General features: G+C 67.2%; 16 protein-coding genes and 1 tRNA gene. 6 read left to right on the forward strand and 11 right to left on the reverse strand.

What is annotated here, in order from left to right; genetic code table 11:
• Positions 1-15 precede the first annotated feature (15 nt).
• Positions 16-2,772: an InlB B-repeat-containing protein gene (locus LB310_RS00355; protein ID WP_301153968.1), complete on the reverse strand. Its 2,757-nt coding sequence runs from the start codon at positions 2,770-2,772 to the stop codon at positions 16-18.
• 324 nt (positions 2,773-3,096) lie between these two features.
• Between LB310_RS00355 and LB310_RS00360 the strand changes: the two genes are divergently transcribed.
• Positions 3,097-4,650: a LuxR family transcriptional regulator gene (locus tag LB310_RS00360; RefSeq protein ID WP_301153970.1), complete on the forward strand. Its 1,554-nt coding sequence runs from the start codon at positions 3,097-3,099 to the stop codon at positions 4,648-4,650.
• 305 nt (positions 4,651-4,955) lie between these two features.
• Positions 4,956-5,381: a molybdopterin-binding protein gene (locus tag LB310_RS00365; RefSeq protein WP_301153972.1), complete on the forward strand. Its 426-nt coding sequence runs from the start codon at positions 4,956-4,958 to the stop codon at positions 5,379-5,381.
• Between the two features lie 192 nt (positions 5,382-5,573).
• On the opposite strand, the gene LB310_RS00370 is transcribed toward LB310_RS00365, so the two are convergent.
• From LB310_RS00370 to LB310_RS00380, 3 genes are all read right to left on the reverse strand, one after another.
• Positions 5,574-5,783 carry a heavy-metal-associated domain-containing protein gene (locus LB310_RS00370; protein ID WP_087191121.1) on the reverse strand — a complete coding sequence of 70 codons (210 nt, stop codon included), beginning with the start codon at positions 5,781-5,783 and terminating at the stop codon, positions 5,574-5,576.
• Between the two features lie 171 nt (positions 5,784-5,954).
• Entirely contained in the window at positions 5,955-6,797 is an 843-nt protein-coding gene (modD, locus tag LB310_RS00375; RefSeq protein ID WP_301153974.1) for a ModD protein, read from the reverse strand.
• Between the two features lie 157 nt (positions 6,798-6,954).
• Complete coding sequence (locus LB310_RS00380) at positions 6,955-8,256, reverse strand: amidohydrolase (protein ID WP_301153976.1); 1,302 nt, start codon at positions 8,254-8,256, stop codon at positions 6,955-6,957.
• 243 nt (positions 8,257-8,499) lie between these two features.
• Between LB310_RS00380 and LB310_RS00385 the strand changes: the two genes are divergently transcribed.
• The gene (locus LB310_RS00385) at positions 8,500-9,357 is read left to right on the forward strand and encodes an Mrp/NBP35 family ATP-binding protein (protein ID WP_087191118.1); all 858 of its coding nucleotides are present in this window, start codon (positions 8,500-8,502) and stop codon (positions 9,355-9,357) included.
• A 244-nt stretch (positions 9,358-9,601) separates the two neighbouring features.
• Here LB310_RS00385 and LB310_RS00390 read toward each other — a convergent pair whose 3' ends face one another.
• Positions 9,602-10,126: a hypothetical protein gene (locus tag LB310_RS00390; RefSeq protein WP_238386131.1), complete on the reverse strand. Its 525-nt coding sequence runs from the start codon at positions 10,124-10,126 to the stop codon at positions 9,602-9,604.
• Positions 10,127-10,375: 249 nt separating this feature from the next.
• Here LB310_RS00390 and LB310_RS00395 point away from each other — a divergent pair, with 249 nt between their 5' ends.
• The 3 genes from LB310_RS00395 (at position 10,376) to LB310_RS00405 (ending at position 15,153) form a co-directional block, all read left to right on the forward strand.
• The gene (locus LB310_RS00395) at positions 10,376-11,869 is read left to right on the forward strand and encodes a helix-turn-helix transcriptional regulator (protein WP_301153978.1); all 1,494 of its coding nucleotides are present in this window, start codon (positions 10,376-10,378) and stop codon (positions 11,867-11,869) included.
• 41 nt (positions 11,870-11,910) lie between these two features.
• Positions 11,911-11,986 (forward strand) — tRNA-Ala (locus tag LB310_RS00400).
• A 236-nt stretch (positions 11,987-12,222) separates the two neighbouring features.
• Positions 12,223-15,153 (forward strand): EAL domain-containing protein, encoded by a 2,931-nt coding sequence (locus tag LB310_RS00405; RefSeq protein WP_301153980.1) that lies wholly within the window; start codon positions 12,223-12,225, stop codon positions 15,151-15,153.
• A 47-nt stretch (positions 15,154-15,200) separates the two neighbouring features.
• Here the strand turns inward: LB310_RS00405 and LB310_RS00410 are convergent, their stop codons facing one another.
• The 6 genes from LB310_RS00410 to LB310_RS00435 form a co-directional block, all read right to left on the reverse strand.
• Positions 15,201-16,040 (reverse strand): deoxyribonuclease IV, encoded by an 840-nt coding sequence (locus tag LB310_RS00410; protein ID WP_301153982.1) that lies wholly within the window; start codon positions 16,038-16,040, stop codon positions 15,201-15,203.
• 61 nt (positions 16,041-16,101) lie between these two features.
• Positions 16,102-16,941, reverse strand: coding sequence for a deoxyribonuclease IV (locus LB310_RS00415; RefSeq protein WP_096227964.1), 840 nt, complete (start codon positions 16,939-16,941; stop codon positions 16,102-16,104).
• A 193-nt stretch (positions 16,942-17,134) separates the two neighbouring features.
• Positions 17,135-17,443 (reverse strand): carboxymuconolactone decarboxylase family protein, encoded by a 309-nt coding sequence (locus LB310_RS00420; protein ID WP_278805491.1) that lies wholly within the window; start codon positions 17,441-17,443, stop codon positions 17,135-17,137.
• 433 nt (positions 17,444-17,876) lie between these two features.
• On the reverse strand, positions 17,877-18,647 hold the full coding sequence (locus tag LB310_RS00425; protein WP_087191111.1) for an energy-coupling factor transporter transmembrane protein EcfT: 771 nt from the start codon (positions 18,645-18,647) through the stop codon (positions 17,877-17,879).
• Positions 18,644-19,501 carry an energy-coupling factor ABC transporter ATP-binding protein gene (locus LB310_RS00430; protein ID WP_301153986.1) on the reverse strand — a complete coding sequence of 286 codons (858 nt, stop codon included), beginning with the start codon at positions 19,499-19,501 and terminating at the stop codon, positions 18,644-18,646. Before LB310_RS00430 ends, LB310_RS00425 begins: the two co-directional genes overlap by 4 nt.
• A complete protein-coding gene (locus LB310_RS00435; RefSeq protein WP_301153987.1) occupies positions 19,498-20,337 on the reverse strand; it encodes an energy-coupling factor ABC transporter ATP-binding protein in 840 nt (279 codons plus the stop codon). Before LB310_RS00435 ends, LB310_RS00430 begins: the two co-directional genes overlap by 4 nt.
• Between the last annotated feature and the right edge of the window lie 63 nt (positions 20,338-20,400).

The following is a 20,400-nucleotide window of genomic DNA, read 5'->3' on the forward strand; positions in this document are numbered from 1 at the left end:
GGGGGCAGTCAAGCATTACTCGCCCGAGCGCCGGCGCGCGAGCGCGGCCAACGCCAGCAGCAGCGCGGCCGCCCCGCCGAAGCAGGCGATCGGGAAGACGGGCAGGCTGTCGCCCGTCTTCGTCAGCGTCGTGCCCGCGGCCTTGCCGCCGGCGGCGCTTCCTCCATCAGCGAGCACCGATCCGCTCGCCGTGATGCCCGTGGCCGGATCGGTCGCGGTGCCGCTCGTCGGCTGGTCGGGCTCGGGGCCGGGCGTCGGGCCGGGATCGGGCGTCGGGGTCTCGCCCGAGCCATTCGCAACCCACTTCGCATGCAGCGTCACGTCGGAATCGACCTGAGCGCCGAAGTCGAACGCCTGCGTGCAGGCCTCGTCGACGTACCAGCCGCCGAACGTGTAACCCTCGCGCGTCGGGTCGGCGGGCCTCGTCACTACATCGGGCGTGGCGTCCTCAACCTCGGGCGTATGAGTGCCCTTGATGATGTCGAAGCCGATGACCCAGTAGCACGAGCTCATGGTGGTGTTCTCCTGCTCGGGCGTGGAGGTCATGAGCGGGCCGTTCACCGTCTGGGAGGCGATGGACGAGCCGTTGCCGGCATCGAACGACACCGTGTGCTCATCCTGGGTCATGGCGATGCCGTAGATGAAGCGGAAGTTGTTCTCCCTGCCCACAAGCTTGCTCACCGTGGTGTTGTCCTCGGTGGGAAGCACCGCGTCGGCTATGCTGCCGGCATCGAGCATCGTCTCAACGTAGCCCGTGGAGATCATGGGCGTCATGGGCGTGTTCTCGGCTGCGGCCGCGGCCTGGCGAAACGCCGTGTTCTCGGGCGCCTCGGCGGCGTTCGCGGCCGCCTCGATGAACTTGGCCTGGACGTCTTCATCGGTGTAGAGCGAGCTCAGGAAGTAGCGCTGGTCGCCCAGAAGCTCTTCGTAGGTCCACGTGCCGCCGCGCCAGTAGTACTTGTCGGCGCCGTCGCCGTCCGTGCAGCGCATCTTCAGCGTGTCGCCGGGCTCGAACGCGATACCGGCCTTCTCCAGCAGCGCGGTGATGGGAACGCCCCATCCCGAGAACGTGCGCACGCCAGTGTGGCCGCACGACGAGCTGCCGTTCTGGAAGGTCAGCATCTCGTTGAGCTCCTCCTCGGTGAAGTCGATCGTCTTGGACGCGGCGGCGTCCGTCGACCCGTCCTTCATCCGCACCTGCAGGGTGCCGCTGTTGTAGTTCGTGTAGAAGCGGATGTCCTTCGTCACCGCAGGGAAACCGTCGGCCTCGATGGTCACGCGATACTGGCGCTCCTGGACGTAGGGATCGTCCTTCGTCGCGTCGTCCTTCGTCGTCTCGAACACGGGGGCGTCCTCCGTGCGCGTCACCTTCAGGGCGTTGCCGGACAGCGTCCACTGCTTCCCGGCGAGCGTCTGCTCGTCGGTGGGCACGCCGTCCTTGAGCCAGGCTACCTTCACGGTCTTGGCAGCGTCGGCCCAACCCGCGCCCACGTTCTTCAGCGAGAGGGAGACCGTGGACGGGTCGGCCGCAGCACGGCCGCGCAGCTCCGTGGTGGCGATGGTGGCCGGGCCCGAGGGAACGGAGGTCTTGTCGTCGAGCGGCGTGTCCATGTTCAGGCCGTTCGCCTGCAGGAAGTCGTCGTCGTAGACCGACGCGTCGATAATCTCGCCGTCCTTGGCGACGTTGGCCGTCACCGTGAACGTGGCGTTGCCGTTGTCCGTGATGGTGTAGCCGTACTGGGCGAGCGTGCGGGAGCCCTCCGTCTCGTCGTAGGCGTTCGACACGATGGAGGCCACGGCATCGGCCTCGCTCATCGCCAGGTAGTCGTGCTGGTGGGCGACCGTCGTCTGCGAGTAGCCGGCATTGGCGGCCGCGCCGTTCGAGGGGATGATGGACGTGCCGTTCGACATCCAGATCACGTGGTTCATGGAGCGCACGTTCGCTTTTCCGGTCAGCATGAACGTGGTGCTCGCAGGCGTCGTGTCGGTGCCGGTGGCGTAGCTGACGGCCGTGAAGGCCAGGCCGCTCGGCACCACGGTGTCGATACCGTCGAACTTCACGGGCGCCTGCACGTACCCGCTGCCGCGCACGTACGTCTCGGCCGTGCACCCGGCGATCAATCCGTCGTCCGAGGAGGTCCTCAGGTGGGCGACGCCGTCCATGAGCGCGAACCCGAGCTCGCCCGTCACCACAATGGAGTCGCCGTCGTCGCTGACAGCCGCGGTGACGGACGAGTACCTGGCGTTCGGCGTGCCGTCGCTGTTGACGATGGCGAAGCTCTGGGCAAGGGCCTCCGCATCCGTCACCGTGACGCTGCCGTAGCCGGGATCGATGACGAACTCGACGTACTGCTTGGCGTCGGCGTCGGTCGTGCCCGTATGCCGTGCGCTCACCCGGTAGCCGTCGACCTCGCACACCGCGTCGACATCGGCAGACAGGAGCATCGCATCGCTGCCGGCGTCGGCAGAGGCTGCATCGTCCGCAGGTCCCTCGGCCATGGCCGAGGCCTCGGCCGCCTGCGCGCTGCCGACCGGCTGTTGCGCGGCGGCGTTCTCCTCCGCAGGGTCGGGAGCCTGCGCCTCCTGTCCGGACTCCCCGTCCATGGCGGTCTGCTGGCCGCCATGGCCGTCTTGCCGGTCCGGCGCGTCCTGCGCTGCCGGGGCGGCGGCGGGATCGGCATGCGCCTGTGTGCGCGTCAGCGTCGCGGGTATCATCAGGCCGCAGCACAGCACCAAGGCCATGATGAGGTTGAGCAGCTTGCCTTGAGGCAAGCTGCCTCCGCGTGCGGAGGCGCCCGGACAGGAAACACCTCCCCCGCGGTATCGCATGGCTTTGCGTTTGCTCATCCCTGAACTCCTTTCCCTCCGACATCGTTCGCCCTCGGCGTGCACGCACCATGCGGGTGCGCCGGACATCGGCCCGCACGGTCGCGGGCGTCCTTGCCTATGTGCGCCTTCGAACAGAATAATATCTAATTAAGTATAATTCGTACCCTGTACTTTAGGGACAGTATTCTGATTATTCGAATAAAAGAATAGTGTTTGTAGCGAACAATATACATCAGGCGCTATACTGGCGGCATGCCCTGTAATTTAGTGACATTCCTCGGTTTCTCGAGCCTGCTCGCTTGGCTCCAGGCGAGCAACTACCTGCTCCTCGCGCGCGATGCGGCCGTGTACAACGGCAGCGCGGCGGCGTGCGCCGTGTTCGCCATCGCGCTGCTGCTGTGCGGGCTTTTGAACCGTTTGCTCGGCGTGGAGCCGCGGCGCGGGCTCCTGCTGGGAACCGCGCTTGCGGCGGGAGCCTGCGGCATCGGCTACGCGGCAGGTGGGAGCGACGGCGTGCGCCTGCTGTTCTTCTGCCTGCAGATGGGATGCGGGGCCGTGCTCGTCGTTTCGTGGGGCGAGCGGCTCGCGCTGTTCGGCTACCGGGCGCTCGTGCCGCTTGCATGCGCGGCGGGGCTGTGCTCGGCGGCCGTGCTGCTCGCCTGCTCGCTGGCGGGCACGGCCGCCATGCTGCCCGCCGTGGCTGTGCTTCCCGCCTGCTCTGGCACCTGCCTTTTCGTGACCTTGGGGGACAGCGCGGCCGGAGCCGCGAAAGACATCCGGGGCCGCACGGAGCATACGGCCGGCAGCGGGTTCCTCACGTTCGAGCCCATAGACCCCGCATCGCTGCGGCGGCTTCCCTGGATGCTCGTCGCGGTGCTGTGCCTGTGCACGTTCGCGGCATCGCTGTTCGGCGGGATGGCCACGAACCCCTACCTCACGAACTCGGGCACCGTCACGTCCAGCATGCTGGCACTCACGGCGGTCGGGCTCGCGCTCATGGGCACGGGCAGCCTACGGTACTTCTCCGCGGGAAGAACCGGGAATGCGGGGGACGACGGCGCCGGGAGGGACGGCGAGGATCCGGAAGGCCGCCCCGAGGGGATGGGCGTCCACGCAGCCCGTCGAAGGGCCGGTGGAGGAGGAGGCGGGTGCGCACGCGATCCGCTGCCGCTCATGCAGCTTATGGCGGGACTCGCGCTGATCTTGCTGGTGGGCGGGCTGCTGCTGTTCTCCATGAAGCTGCCCGACACCATGACCACGTCGTTGGGCATGGTGCTGGGGGCGAAGAACTGCCTGGTCGTCCTCTGCTGGATCGTGTTCGCGCGCGAGATCGCCGATGCGCGCCTGCCGTTCATCCCCTGCTTCGCCCTGCTGGTCCTGGCCAGCGGCGCCCTGTACGTGCCGTACCTGGGCGCATGGGTCAACAAGAGCAGGGGGATAGGCTTCGAGGCGCTTACCTGCACGGCAACGGCGATCATCGCGTTCGTGGCCGTGCTGGCCATCTTGTACATGGTCGTGCGCATGCGGCAGATGGGGGCCGGACAGCGCGCCCTGCAGGAAGCCGCCCCGTCCGAGCCGCTGTCGCTCGAGGACATCCGCAAGGCGTTGCGCGCGCACCGGTTGGCGCTCATGGAGCCGTACGGGCTCACGGAGCGCGAGCAGCAGATCGTCGCCATGATCGTGGACGGACAGACGCTCGGCGGCATAGCCGAGGAGCTGTTCATCACCGAGCGAACCGTGAAGTTCCACAGCAAGAACGCCTACGACAAGCTGGGCGTGCACAACAAGAAGGAGCTCATGCAGATGTTCTCGGAGCGGTAGGGGCGGCAGGGCCCTCATCTCGCGGAATGATCGCCGCCGTCGCCGGGAGGCCCAGGCAGCCGTTCATCCGCAGGCTGTGGGCGATGTTCTCCCGCACGGTCATATACGGGAACAGAGCGCATATTTGTTAATATGCATAATTAAGACTAATATGTTTAAATATGGATAATGGATGCTGCAATACCTTGGCCCGCAGATGCCGGCAAACGGCGATCGGCGGGGCCCCTGCAGCGTGCATCCACAGCGGCATGAACCGCGCCGGGAGCGCCGCAAAGGGCGGCACCCTCGATAGAAAGGAGCGCACCATGAAGATTTCCGCACGCAATCAGCTCAAGGGCACCGTATCCGCCGTCACCAACGGCGCGGTGAACGGGGTTGTCGCCATCGACCTCGGCGGCAGCACCGTCAAGGCCGACATCACCATGGAGGCCATCAAGGATCTGAGGCTGGCCGAGGGCGTTCCGGCCGTTGCCGTCATCAAAGCCAGCAACGTGATGTTCGCCGTCGGCGCCGAGCGCGTAAAAGGGCTCTCTGCACGCAACCAGCTGGCCGGCAAGGTGGCATCCGTGACGAAGGGCGCCGTGAACGGCCACGTGGTCCTGGAGCTCGTCGACGGCAACCGCATCATGGGATCGGTTACCAACGAGGCCATAGAGGATCTGGGGCTGGCCGAGGGCGCCGAGGCGCTCGCCGTGGTGAAGTCGACCGACGTTATCGTTGGCGTAGAGTAGAGAAGCGACCTGCTTGAGCCCGCTTCTCCCCGGCATCGCAGCGACGCGGGCAGGGTCGCATGGCTTCGAAACGAAGGGAAGGAGGCGACGCCTCGATGGCCGCCGCCTCCTTCAACGCACCGTCTCCTTGCCGCCCCCCGCGGTTCGCGTTCGACCCTGGAGCCGTCCGATCCTTCTGGAGGAGGATCGGGCTTACTTCTCGACGACGAAGTCCTCGGCGGCGATGGCGGCTTTCACGGCGGCGAGCGTGGAGGGCTGACCGTCGTACGTCAGCTCCACCTTGTCGGCCTCGAAGTCGGCCGCGACGCCCATGACGCCGTCCAGCACGCCCACCGCCTTCTCCACGCGGGCCGTGCACTTCGGGCAGTGCATGCCCGTCACCTTCAGCGTTTCAACCGTCATGTCCTTCGCTCCTTCTTTCGCTTCGTTGCATTCCGATAATTCTTTTTTCGCTTCCTACCGCTCGCAGGCGATGCGCCTCATTTTATCGTACGGATGTTTCATGCGAAACACCCGGGCCGCGCACAGCTCGCACCCGTCCGCGATCGCCTTGCCGCCGCGGCTCGCGCCCCTTCACAACCGCCGCATGCGAACGCTCATGTCCAGGGGCTTCGCGGCGAAGGGGGCCGTCGTGGCCAGGCCGTCCACGCCGGTGGCGGCGTAGGCGGCGGCGTTGCCGGGGTTGATGCCGCCGGCGGCGACGAGTGTTACGTGCGGGTCGATGGCGCGCAGCTCGGCCACGAGGGGACCCAGCTCGTCCACGGGCACCTTGTCGAACTGGATGCCGTCCACGCCTACGGCCGCGAGCACCCGGGCGCGCGCGGCGTCGGCTTCCACGAACAGCTTCTTCTCGATGCAGCGAGCCTTGATGGCCGGCAGCTGCTCCACGAACGCGTCGAAGCCGCCGAAGAACGTGAGGTGGTGGTCGAACACGAGCACCGTCTCGGAGAGCCCCAGCCGGTGCGGGAACGCCCCGCCCGCCATGACGGCACCGGTGAGCAGGTCTTTCGCGCCGGGCTGGCTCTTGCGCGTGGTGAGCACCTCGCAGTGCGGGTTCGCACCGTGCGCCGCGTCCACCATGGAGCGCGTCTTCGTGGCCACGGCCGAGCAGTGGTCGAACACGTTCAGGCACACCTTCCACGCCGCATGCAGGTCGGCCGACGCGCCGCGCACGGTCATGAAGGTGCCGCCGGCCGCCACGCGCGTGCCGCTCGGCTCGGCCGATACTACCTCGCAGCCCAGCTTGCCCATGATGCGCCGCACCACCTCGGTCCCGGCAAGCACGCAGTCCTCCCGCGTGAAGTAGTCCATCTCGCCGGGCTCGTCGCCTATCCCCAGCACCGCGCACGTCAGGTCGACGTAGGGCACGTCCTCGGCGATGAAGCCGTCGATGCGCGCATCGGAAATTCGCAGCATGCTTCCCCTTCCCTCTTCATAATGATAGCCATACCAGAATAAACCAACACGCGCCCCGCGCCTAGCGGTACTTTGCGTACAGGCTGGCGCGGAGCGCGGTTGCGTGCGGCACGCGGCGTCGGGGGGGGGGGTGCCGGGCGGGCTTTGGCGGCAGGGGCTACACCTCGGCGATGATGCGCTTCGTGCGGGCCTCCACCTCGGCCTTCGCGCGCTCCACATCGATTCCGGGGTAGGCGCCGTCGCGGTAGACCACCGCGCCGTCGCTCATGGTGAGCACGACGTCGGATCCGTGGCCTGCATACACCATGTTCACCAGAGGGTTCGTGCGCGGCGCCCACGAGGGGCCCGTCGCATCGAGCACGGCGAGGTCGGCCTTCATGCCCTCGCGCACCAGCCCGCAGTCCTCGCGGCCCTGCGAGAGCGCGCCCACGCGCGTGGCGGCGGAAAGCGCCTGCTTCGGCGTGACCACCGACGGGTCGCCCGTGGAGCCCTTGTACAGCAGCGCCAGCAGGTACAGGTCCTGCATCATGTCGTGGTTGTTGTTCGAGGCCATGCCGTCGGTGCCCAGGCACACGCTCACGCCGCGCTCGAGCATGGCCGGAATGGGCGCGTAGCCGCTGCCCAGCTTCATGTTCGATGCAGGGTTGGCGGCTGCGAACACGCCCTTCTCCACCATGATATCGAAGTCGGCCGGCTCGCACCACGTGCAGTGCGCGGCCGTGGTGGGCACGTCCAGCACGCCGATGCTCGCGAAGTACTGGATGGGCGTCAGGCCGTCGTGGCGCTGCTTGCACTCCTCGTGCTCGCTTCTCGTCTCCGAGGCGTGCAGGTGCATGCGCAGGCCCTTCTCCTTCACCACGGCAGCGATATCCTTGCACGTCTGAGGGTTCGACGTGTACTCGGCGTGGATGTTGTAGTCGATGAGGATGCGCCCGTCCGCGGCGCCGTGGTACTTCCCCACGTATTCCTCGACCGCCGCGCAGCTCGCATAGTCCGCGAACGGCTTGGGCTCGAAGTACAGCTCGCTCTCGCAGATGTTCGCCTTCAGGCCGCTCTCCACCACGGCGCGCACGCGCTCGTCGGTGGCGTAGTACATGTCGGAGAAGCTCACCACGCCGTAGCGGGCCATCTCGGCGCAGGCCAGAAGCGTGGCCCAGTAGTTGTCCTCGGGCGTCATCTTCGCCTCGAACGGCCACACCATGTCGTTGAGCCACGCCTGCAGGGGCAGGTTCTCGGCGTAACCGCGCAGAAGCGTCATGGGCGCGTGCGCATGGGCGTTGTAGAAGGCCGGCACGAGCAGCTTGCCGCGGCCGTCGTACACCTCGCCGTAGGCCTCGGCGTCGGCGTCGGCGGGTGCCTGCCCGTCCAGGTACGCGATGCGCCCGTTCTTCACGCCCACCCAGCAGTGGGGACGCAGGTCCAGGTTCTCGTCCAAGATGTCGATGTCTGCGAACAGCATGCGCTCTCCTCGCTCTCCGGACGCCCCGCCGGGGCGCCGCCTTCGTATTCGGGCGCCCACAGGGCGCGCCTCGTCGCCGGGCGCCGCAGGCACCCTGCCGTTTCCGCCCATTATAGGACTACCTCTAGTAATAGCTAACGGCAATCTTTCTTGACACAACCTTATATATGCTATCATGCCGAGGGAGACGAGACGACGGGCCGCCGAGACCGAGGCGGCGGCCTCTCGAAGAAAGAAGGAGCCATGGCAGAAGAAGAATGCACCCACGAATGCGGCAGCTGCGGCGTTGCCGGCTGCGGCGACCGCGAGGACGCGGGCCCGTCCACGTTCCCCACGAACGCCCGCACGAACATCAAGCACGTCATCGGCGTGGTTTCCGGCAAGGGCGGCGTGGGCAAGTCGCTCGTGACCAGCCTCTTGGCCAGCCAGATGCAGAAGAAGGGCTTCAGCGTGGGCATCCTGGACGCCGACGTGACCGGCCCGTCCATCCCCAAGACGTTCGGCATCACGAACCCGCTCACGGCCGATGCCGACGGCATCGTGCCGGCGCAGACGGCCAGCGGCATCAAAGTGGTGTCCGTGAACCTCATGCTGCCGAAGGACGACATCCCGGTGGCGTGGCGCGGCCCCGTGGTATCCGGCATTATCAAGCAGTTCTGGGGCGAGGTGAGCTGGGGCGATATCGACTACCTGTTCGTGGACATGCCTCCGGGAACCTCCGACGTGTTCCTGACCGTGTTCCAGTCGCTGCCGGTCGACGGCATCGTGACCGTGTCGGCGCCGCAGGAGCTCGTGGCCATGATCGTGGGCAAGGCCGTGAACCTGGCACACGACCTGAAGGTGCCCGTGGTGGGCCTCGTGGAGAACATGGCCTACTTCAAGTGCGACGAGTGCGGCAAGGACCACCACATCTTCGGCGAGCCCCAGGGAGAGGCCGTGGCCAAGCGCTACGACATCCCCTCGTTCGCCACGCTGCCCATCGACCCGTCGTTCGCGCGCCTCGTGGACGAGGGCAAGGTGGAGGAGTACGACGTGGCCGGCGCGCTCGACCCCGTCATCGAACAGGTGGAGATCTGCGCAAAGGCGAAGGACGCCGAGTAGGCGAGAAGCCGAGCCGACCGCAAAGCCGAAGGCCCTCGGGACATCGTCCCGGGGGCCTTTTCCATGGACAACGGCCTTGGCGAGCATGCCGGCAAGAGGTGTCCCGACGCACGAGAATCAGAGGATCGTGGGGGCGAAGCACGGCGGGTACGCGAGCTTCCGGTATCGTCCGGAGGTCGGGACGGGACCCTCCGCAACGTCGGCGCGTACCGGAAGCCGGCAGGGCGCCGGAGCACAAGAGGGATCAGGGATGCTCGTCGAAGTAGCCCGTCTGGCCGCGCACCTGCCACGTGCACACGGCCAGCGCGATGATGAACAGCCCGCTCACGATGCCGGTAACGTCGACGATGCCCGACGAGAGGTTGCCGGCCATGGCCCAGGCCGTGAGTACCGCGTCGGCCAGCGTTATCCAGAAGAACAGCGTTATCTTGTAGGGGTTCTTGGCTCCACGAATACCCAGCAGGCCGATGGCCAGGTTGAATACCGCGCTCACAAGCGCCGTGGCCCCCACGGCTGCCGCGATGTCGCGCAACTCCACGCCGGCGAGCCGCACGTCTCCCGCCACCGAGCCGGCCGCCCAGAACACGGCGCCGAACACCAGCTCCAGCACGGCCCACACGATCATGACGATGCACAGCCGCCTGAGCCACACCTGCCAGGTCGACAGGGGCTTTCCGTCCGCACCGAGCGGCGCCGGCCGGGCGCTCGCCCGCGCTCCGCCCATTCGGCGCGCACTCCCCGGCACCGCCGTTCCCTGATCTGCCTCCATACCGCCTCCGCCTGCGCCTGCGCATGTCCCATGCCAGCGGGCCGCCTCGGCTTCTCCTCGGCGGCCCGCCTCGCTTCCTTTTCTCCCAACTATTATAGGGCAAGTCGCCGCGTTGCCGGGAAACCGAAACTTTGAGGCGTTCGGGCGCATCGTATCGTATACTGGGGCAAGTTGAATAAACGCCGTCGCGTATGGGATGGGGATGTTCCAAGCGCAAAGCCGGCTGCACGCTCTCTCAAGGAGGCTATTATGGAGCGCGCTCGTTACCGGCAAAGCGACTTGAGAAGGATGGTCCTCGGTGTACGCGCCATCCCCTCCCTGTTCATCGCTTTGACCTCTTACAAACTGCTTGCCGTGTTGCTGTTCATGGAAACGTTCCTGCTGCCGGGCACGTTCGACGTGGGCGGCTTGGCATTTCCCGCCTGCACGCTGCTGTTCCTTGCCTGCGCCCTGGTGTGCCTGGCCTTCGCCATACTGTTCCGCCGGCTGACGTTCCACGACCGCGGCTGGTACCTGGGGCTGCTCACAGCCTGCCTCTTGCTCGGGCTGTTCCTGCTGCTGTTGCGCGAGCTGGGAGGAATCGGCAACACGGCGCTGGCCGCAGCGTGCCGCGGACTGGGAATCACGCTGGTGGCGATGGGGCTTATAGGCGCGCACATCGAGGAAGCGCGCATCATGGGCGCCCTCGGCATGACCCAAACGCTCACGTTCGGCGTATCCGCTGCGTTCGCTGCCTCCCTGCTCTACCTGGCGCTGACCCTTTTGCCGATGCCGCAAGGGCGCTGGGCGGCGGCGTTCGTGCTGCCGCTCGTGTTCGCCGCCTCGTTCTGGCGCGCACAGCAAGAGGTGTACCGCTCCCCTAGGACGCGTTACGAGGAGCCCGAAGCCAAAGTGCTCGTTCCCTACCGGTTCATCGCCACCTCCGTGGCGCAGGGCATCGCCGCCGGCCTGCTCGTAGCCCTCGCGTGCGTCGGCGGGCAGTTCTCGCCCGCGTGGAACGTGGCTGGGTACCTGCTTGCCGCGGTGCTCACCCTGGCCACGATGCTGGTGTGCAAGCTCGACTTCAACCGCTCGGTGTACCAGATTGGATTCCCGCTCGTGGGATTGGGGCTGCTGTGCGCCGGCATCGCGGGCGCTCCGCTGGGCGCACCGGGCGCGGTGATGCAGGTAACGGGGTTCCTGTACCTCGACCTGGTGCTGTGGGGGCTGGGATCGTATCTCATAAAGAACTGCCGTCAACCGGCCACCTGGGTGGCGGCCTGCCCCACCACCTCGCTCATGGCCGGCCGGACGCTGGGGGCGGTGCTGGGAGCCGCCCTGCTGCAGCTGCTGCCGGCCGGCTTTGGCTGGAACACCCTGCTGTGCGCCGCCGCGTTCTGCTTCGTGATGGCCGCCCTTCTGCTGTCCAACGCCGCCAACCTGCGTACCGGCTGGGGCTTCGTGCGTCCGGGCGGCCCCGACGACGGCGCGAACGCCCACCGCGCCTGCCAGATCGTCGCCGAGGATTTCAGCCTCACGCAGCGCGAGTTCGAGGTGCTGCGGCGCATCGTGGAGGGCGAATCGCGCGCCGATGTGGCCGAGGCGCTGTTCATCGCGCCCAACACGGTGAAGACGCACCTGCACAGCATCTACGCGAAACTCGACGTGCACAACGTGCGCGATCTGCGCGCGTACGTGGACAACCGAAGGCGCTCGTTCTCGCCGTCTTCCGAAAACGAGGAAATTCTTGAAAATGATGCTTGACCCTGTGCGCGCTTCCGTTATACTAGGTTTCGCACTTTTTCGGGGCTTTAGCTCAGCTGGGAGAGCGCATGGCTGGCAGCCATGAGGTCAGGGGTTCGATCCCCCTAAGCTCCACCATCAACTTGATGGCCGGTTCGGAGACGAACCGGCCATTTTCTTTGCTCTCTGCGCAAAGCGGCGCAAGGGACTGCGATTCAGGCACGGACCATGCGCCGCCCTCTTCGCCTTGGCTCCACACCCGCTTAAATATGGTATCGTACGAGCGAGACGCAGGAGGGCGTCGAAGCGGATCGGAGCAAGCCATAGCACACGGAGGAGAAGACGCGCGGAACCGGCACCTGGTCGGGGTGTCCTTGCCGCTTTTGCTGCTTGCACTCGTTGCGGCACTGCTTGCACTGCCCGGGGCCTACGCTCCTCCCGCCTTCGCCGACGAGGACGCGCCGGAAGGCAAGCGCATCGTGCGCGTGGGCTACTACGAAGACGGCGACTACATGTCCTACGACGAGGCCGGCCAGCTCGTGGGCTACAACATCGACTACCTGGAAGAGCTGCGGCGCTACGCCGACTGGACGTACGAGTACGTGGATTTCGCCGGATGGGCCGAAGCCTACGAGGCGCTGGAGAACGGAGAGATCGACCTGCTCCCCGCCGTATACTACACCCAGGAGCGCACGGACCGCATGCTGTTCTCGGCCGAGCCCATGTGCAGCATCTACACCACGCTCAACGTGCGCCTGGACGATAGGCGCTACGCCTACGAGGACTTCACCGCGTTCTCGGGCATGAGCGTGGGAGTGATCGAGAACAGCCAGGACGCCCGGGCGTTCGCCCAGTATGCAAACGACAACGGCTTCGACGTGGACATGGTGGAGTACCTGGAGACCGACGACCTCCTGAATGCGCTGGACGAGGGCGCTCTGGACGCCATCGCCATCACCTACCTGGGCAGCAACTCGCGTTTCCGCACCATCGCGCAGTTCTCTCCCGAGCCCATCCACTTCGCGTTCCCGCTCGACCGCGCCGAGCTCCAACAGGACCTGACCGCCGCCATGAACCGGCTCCAGCTGCGCGACCCCGGCTTCTCCACGCTGCTGTACAACCGCTACTTCGGCATCAACACCGACCAGGACCCCGTGTTCACCGAAGACGAGTACGCCTACCTCGCGTCCGCTCCCACGCTGAGGGTGGCCTACGACGCATTCCGCACGCCGCTGTCGTACACCGATCCGGAGACGGGCGCGTTCGCCGGTGCCGCCGCGCGGCTGTTCGAGGACATCTCCCGCGTGACGGGCCTCTCGTTCGAGTTCGTGCCCGTCGACCGCCACAGCGACGCCTTCGAGATGGTGGAGAGCGGCGCGGTGGACCTGGTGGCCGGAGTGGACCGCGACGCCGACGAGGCCACGGCGGGCATCGTGTCCACCACCGGGCCGTACCTGCGCGACCCCATGGCCCTCATCGTGGGGCCGGGCTCCTCGGGCTCGCGTGTGGCGCTGCCGCGCGGCTTCGCGCTGGCCGCCGAGATGGAGCGCCAGCACGTGGGGGACGAGATCGTGTACTTCGACACGCCGAAGCAGTGCGTGGACGCCGTGCTGACAGGCGCCGCCGACTTCGCCTACGCCGACACGCACGTGGCGAACTACCTGCTGTCGGAGTCGCAGTACGAATCGCTCACCGTCACCACCATGACCGACTACACGAACGACATGAGCATCGGCGTGGCGGGGACCGCCGACACGCGCCTGCTGAGCGTGCTGGACCGCTGCGTGCAGTACACGGCGGAGAGCAAGATCACCACCTGGGTGTCGCAAAGCTCGCTGGCCGTGCATCCCACCACGCCCCTCGACTTCCTGCGCCAGTACCCGCTGCAGATCATCTCGGGGCTCGCGGCGCTGTTCGGGGTGCTTTTGGCCGGGGCGCTCTACCTGGGGCGCACGAAGCTGCGCACGGCACGCCACATCGAGGAGCTGTCCTTCACCGACCCGCTCACGGGCGGGTGGACGCTCGCCCGCTTCCGCACGGGGGCCGAGGACGCGCTCGAGCGCGCGGGCAGCGGGGAGCACGCCATCGTTTACCTGGACATCGCCCGCTTCAAGAGCTTCAACGCCGCGTTCGGCTACGCGGCGGGCGACCAGCTGCTCAAGGCGCTCGACCGCCTCATCGGCGAGCTGGAGCACGATGGCGAGCACCACGCGCACATCACCGCCGACGAGTTCGTGGTGCTGGTGCGGTGGGACGGCTGGGACGCGTTCCTCGAGCGGTTCGCTGAGCTGGACCGCCGCTTCAACAGCCTGGACGTGCTGCGATCGCACTCGCACCGCCTGTTCCTGCATGCCGGCGCCTGCATCGTGGAGCGCCCCGGCGGGTCGCGCCGCCTGGACGCGCAGGCCCTGGCCGAGCTCATGGACTGCGCCCGCTACGCGCGCGACAGCGTGGGCGAGACGTCGTCGAGCAAGGCGGCGCTCTACACGGCCGACATGAAGGACCGCGACGTGGCCGAGCGCGCGGTGGTGGCGCTGGCGCGCGCCGCGCTGGATCAGGGCGAGTTCGTGGCCTATTACCAGCCGAAGGTCGAGCTGGCCACGAACCGCATCGTCGGCCTTGAGGCGCTCGTGCGCTGGGAGTCGCCCGAGCGCGGCGTCGTGCAGCCGAACGACTTCATCCCGCTGTTCGAGAAGAACGGCTTCGTGACCGAGATCGACCTGCACGTGCTGCGCCAAGCCTGCACGCGCCTGGAGGAGCGGTTGGCCCAGGGGCTGCCCGTCGTGCCCATCGCATGCAACTTCTCGCGCCTGCACCTGCAGCGGGACGGGTTCCCGGAGAGGGTGAAAGCCATCGTCGACGAGTACGCGGTGCCGGTCGACCTCATAGAGCTGGAGCTGACGGAGAACATCGTCATGGAGGACCTGGAGCGCGCGAAGGGCATCTGCCGCCAGCTTAAGGACCTGGGCTTCCGCATATCCATCGACGACTTCGGCAGCGGCTACTCGTCGCTGGGCACCTTGCAGGACCTGACGATAGACGTGCTGAAGCTGGACCGCACGTTCCTCATGAGCAGCGAGAGCGGCGAGCGCAGCCGGGCCATCCTCGAGGGCGTGGTGGGCATCGCCGAGAAGCTGCGCGTGACCATCGTCGTGGAGGGCGTGGAGACGTGCGAGCAGGCCCGGATGCTCCAGCAGCTGGACGACGCCATCATCGCGCAGGGCTACCTGTACTCGCGCCCCGTGCCGCGGGCCGAGTCCGACCGCCAGCTGGACGGCGCCGTTCTGGAGCCGAGCGAGGGGTAGCCGCAGGCAGCGCGGACGGGCGCCCGTAAACCGCGAAGCACCGCGCCTTACGCTGCCTCGCGGGCTTCGCGCAGAAGCGCTATCTCCTCCGCGAAGCCGGACAGCTCGGGGTTGGGGGTTTCCAGGTAGAACGGCAGGTCCCGCAGCTTCGGATGGTTCGTGACGGCGGCGAGCGCCTCGAGGCCGATCTGCCCCTCGCCGATGCGCGCGTGACGGTCCTTGCGCGAGCCGCGCGTGTTCTGGGAGTCGTTGAGGTGGATGGCGCGCAACCGGTCGAGCCCGATGACGCGGTCGAACTCCTCCACCACGCCGTCGAGGTCGCCTGCGATGTCGTAGCCCGCATCCCACACATGGCACGTGTCGAGGCATACGCCCACGTGGTCGGCCAGGTCAACCTGCGCGATGATGGCCGCCAGCTCCTCGAACGTGCCGCCCACCTCGCTGCCCTTCCCTGCCATCGTCTCGAGCAGCAGCGTGGTGGTCTGGTGCGGCAGAAGCGACTGGTTGAGCGCGTCGGCGATCTTCGCGATGGCCGCCTCGTGCGTCTGGCCGGTGGCGCTGCCGGGATGCATGTTGTACAGCTGGTGCGGCGTCTCCTCCATGCGCCCCAGGTCCTCGGCCAGCACCATGAGCGCGAAGTCGCGCGTCTGCTGCTTGTCGGAGGCGGGGTTCAGCGTGTAGGGCGCGTGCGCCAGGATGCGCTCGATGCCGTGCTCGGGCGCGTAGGCCGCATACGCCGCCACGTCCTTCGGGTCGATGGCCTTCGCCCGCCCGCCGCGCGGGTTGCGCGTGAAGAACTGGAATGTGTTGGCATCGATGGATACGGCGTCCTTCGCCATGTGGAGGTAGCCTTTGGCGCTCGAGAGGTGGCATCCGATGGTGAACATTGGCCGCATCCTTTCCGGTGGTTTAATCGTGACGCTTATAGTAGCATATGGAGCGGCGAGCTCAGGCCGAGGCGCGGGCCTTCTGGAACTTCTCTATGGCCTCGCCGTACTCCTTGAGCGTCGCGTCGGGCGCCTCCAGGTAGAACGGCACGTCGCGCAGTTTCGGATGGTTCGCGAGCGCCGCCAGGGCGTCGAAGCCGATCTCGCCCTCGCCGATGGGCGCATGGCGGTCCTTGTGAGAGCCGAGAGCGTCCTTCGAGTCGTTGAGGTGGATGGCGCGCAACCGGTCGAGGCCGATGACGCGGTCGAACTCCTCCACCACGCCGTCGAGGTCGCCGGCGAGGTCGTAGCCGGCGCCCCACGCGCGGCAGGCGTCGAAGAGCACGCCCGCGTGGTCGTCGAACTTAACCTGGTCGAGGATACGCGCCAGCTGCTCGAACGTGCTGCCCACCTGCGTGCCCTCGCCCGCCATGGTCTGCACGAGCACGGGCGTCTCCTGCGACGGCGTAATCACGTCGTTCAGCGCTGCGGCAACCCTTGCCAGTGCTTCGTCCACCGGCTTGCCGAGCGCGCTGCCAGGTTGCAGCGTGTACATCGCTTGCGGCGTCTCGGCCATGCGCGCGAGGTCTTCGGCCAGCACCATCATCGTGAAATCGTGCTCGCGCTGGTCGGCGCTGGCCGGGTTCGCCGTGTAGGGCGCATATCCCAGGATGACCTCGATGCCGTGTTCGGGCGCATAGTCCTCGAACGCGGCGATATCCTGCGGGTCGAGCGCCTTCTGCGCACCGCCGCGCGGGTTGCGCGTGAAGAACTGGAACGTGTTGGCTCCGATGGACACGGCGGCCTTGGCCATGCCAAGGTATCCGTCCTTGTCCGAGAGATGGCATCCGATGGTGAGCATGGCAGCGTCCTTTCCGATGGGGAGCATTGCCGTCCATGCTAGCTGTGCGCCCGCAGCCAGGTCGACGCGGAAGGCGCGCCGCCGCGCATCTGTCAGCAGCCCGTTGCGCCCCCGTGCAACCAGCCGGGCGAGCGTGGCAGGCTATATGAGGAGAGGGGATTTCGGAGAGGCAGCGGCCAGGGCGGGCGGGCGCCTACGCCTCCGCGGCGTCGTAGGCGTCGAGCGCGGCTCCAAGCGCCTCGATGGCAGTCATGCCGACGGCGGGCAGGCCCACGAGCACCGCGCTGCGCACCTCCTCGCGCGTGGCGCCCAGCTTCTTGAGCGAGGTCACGTGGAACCCGAGACCGCCCGTCATGCCGAGTGCGGAGAGCACGGCCAGGTAGGCCAGCTCCTGCGTCTTCTGGTCGAGCGCGCTCGACTTCGCCACCTGCATGACCATGCCGCCGTACGCCTTCGCCAGCTCCGGCTCCTCGTTCATGAACAGCTCGAATCCTTTTGCCATAGCGCAGCCTCCTTCGTCTGGAGCGCCCGAAGGCGCCGTTTGCCTCCGCCGTGACCAGTATAGGGCCCTGGACGCTGCGGCGACGCGGCGCGCGGCGAACCGTCATCCCCCCGAAGGCTCTGCATCAGCCGAGAGCACGGCAACGAGCCGGCACGACGCCCCGTGCCCGTCGGGCTCGCCGTCTTGTCGGCCGACCGGGGTCCGCCGATCTCCGCAGTCTGCCCCTTTTCATCCAACGGTTCGCCGTTGCGTCGGGCGGCTATAAGGACAGGCCGAAAAGTCCGCGTGCTTGACAGGATGGCGGAGGCTCTTTCCGCCGCTTCCCTCTCTGGAGCCCCTTTCTCGCATGGCGCATCGATCGCCGTCGCGCTTGCCCTGCCGCTGCCCTAGGGCCCCGGCGCGAGAGAGCGCGCGGCCGACGCGTTCGCAGCCGTTACAGCACGATCCCCAGCGTTACGGCGCAAGCCACCAGCGCGACCGCGACCGCCATCACGGCCACGTCGTAACCCGCAAACGGGTACTCCTTGTAGCCGCTCGCCACGCCGCGCAGGTTGAAGCCGCGCACCTCCGCGGCGATGGCGGCGCTGTTGGTCTTGCGGACCGACGACACGAGCAGCGGCACGCACAGCGGCACCATCAGGCGCACCTTCCGCACGATGCCGCCCGCGTCGAACTCCACGCCGCGCGCGGTCTGCGCCTCCATAATGCCCTTCATGTCGTTCATGAACAGGGGGATGAAATGGATCGTGGACGTGAACGTGAACGCGTACTTGTACGGCACGTGCAGCACCTTCACCACGGCGTTCGTGATGTCGTTCATCTTCGTGACGTAGAACACGAGGAACAGCGGGATGGCCGCGGCCATGAGGCGCACCACCGTGGTGAGCGCCGCCAACAGGCTGCCCGTGCCGATGTAGCCCCACGGAAGCTCTGCCAGCACCGCTCCGCTCGGCGTCGTGAGGATCTGGACGACGGCGAGGATCAGCGAGAACGCGAACACCGCCTTCGCGAGGCCGATGGCGGGCCTCATCATGCCGCACGTCGCGGCCAGCGCGAACCCGACCGCCAGCAGCACGGCCAAGAACACGAGGTTGCTCGAGCAGAAGCACGCGACGGCGAACAGCGCGGCCGCCGCCAGCTTGGCCACGGGGTTCATGCGATGCAGCAGGCTGGTGCCGGGCACGTATTCGAGAAACGAGCTCATGCGCACACGCTCCTTTCGACGTCTTGGGTTGTTCGAGCCTCTTCGACGACGGCGGCCAGCATCTCATCCACCGTGTTGGCGCGGGCGACGGCCGTCTCGGCGAGCCGCGGCATGTCGCGCGCCAGTTCAAGCGACAGGTCCACGATCTGCGGCGGAACAAGCGAGGCGCACTCGAGCGTGTCGCGGTTGCGCAGCACGTCGAACGTGGGGGCGTCGTCCACCACCGTGCCGCCGCTCATCACGATACAGCGCGTGGCGTAGTCGGCCACCACCTCCATGTCGTGGCACACCATGATCACCGTGGCGCCCTGCTCGTGGATGCGGCGGATGATGGCCATGACCTTCTCGCACTCGCGGAAGTCGAGCCCCGTGGTGGGCTCGTCGAGCACCACCACCGGCGGCGCGAGCACCACGATGGACGCGAGCGCCAGCAGCTGGCGTGCGCCGCGGTTCAGCAGGAACGGGTCGTCGTCCGCGTCGAAGCCGAACTCCTCGATGATGGCGTCCACGCGCGCGTCGGCCTCGGGACCCGTCTGTCCGAGCGCCTTGAACCCGAACAGCAGCTCCTCGCGCACCGTGTTGCAGCAGATCTGGCGGTCGGGATTCTGGAACAGGAAGCCCACGCGCCGGGCCAGCTCGCTCGTGCGCAGCTCGGTCGTGGGCACGCCGTCGACGAGCACCCGTCCGGCGTCGGGCTTCAGCAAGCCGTTCACCAGGCGCATCGTGGTGGACTTCCCCGCCCCGTTCGTGCCCACGAACGCGACGAACTCGCCGTCGCGGATGGTGAAGCTGACGCCCTTGAGGATAGGCAGCGTTGCCTCGTAGGACGCGTGCACGTCGTCGAACTCGATCATGCGAGCACCTCCTTCAACGCCTCGCGCGCTTCGCGCACGTTGCGGACGGACGCGCCGCCGTACAGGCCCTCGGCGCGCAGGCGGTTCATGAGCGTGGTCGAGCGCGGGCAGTTGACGCCGATCCGCTTGAGCTCGTCCGAATGCTCCAGCACCTTCGCGGGCTCGTCGGCGAAGCGGATGCGCCCCTCGTCGACGATGACCAGCATATCGGCGTACTGCGACAACAGCGCGATCTTCTGCTCCACCACCACGACGGTGGTGCCGTGCTCGCGCGCATAGCGCGCCAGCAGGTCGAACACCGCTTGCGAGCTGGCCGGATCGAGCTCGGCGGTGGGCTCGTCCAGCACGAGCACCCGCGGGTTCAGCGCCAGGACGGACGCGATGGCCACCTTCTGCTTCTGCCCGCCCGAGAGCGTTGCGATCATACGGTCGCGCAAATCGGCGATGCCCATGTCGTCCAAGGCCTGTGCGACGCGCCCTTCGATCTCGCCCTTCGGCACGCCGAAGTTCTCCAGCCCGTAGAGCACCTCGTCCTCCACGACCGACGTGACGAACTGGCTGTCGACGTCCTGGCAGACGCTGCCCACCAGCCGCGACACATCGGTGAGCGCGACGTCGCAGGTGTCGAGCCCGTCCACGGTCACCGAGCCGTAGAAGTCGCCCGGATAGCAGTGCGGGATGATGCCGTTGAGCGCATAGGTGAGCGTCGACTTGCCCGAACCGGCCGCGCCGGTGATCCCGACGAACGCGCCGTCCGGAATGGCAAGGCTGATGCCGCTCACCGCGGGCCGCTCGCTTTCGCGGTACTGAAACGTGAAATCGCGTATCTCTATCATGTCGAGTCTTTCTTCCGAATCGCAGGTTGGCGTAGCAAGTCAGCGAGGGCGGCCGCAGGCCCG

The sequence above is a fragment of the Gordonibacter sp. RACS_AR49 genome, from assembly GCF_030418435.1.
GTDB classification, from domain to species: domain Bacteria; phylum Actinomycetota; class Coriobacteriia; order Coriobacteriales; family Eggerthellaceae; genus Gordonibacter; species Gordonibacter urolithinfaciens.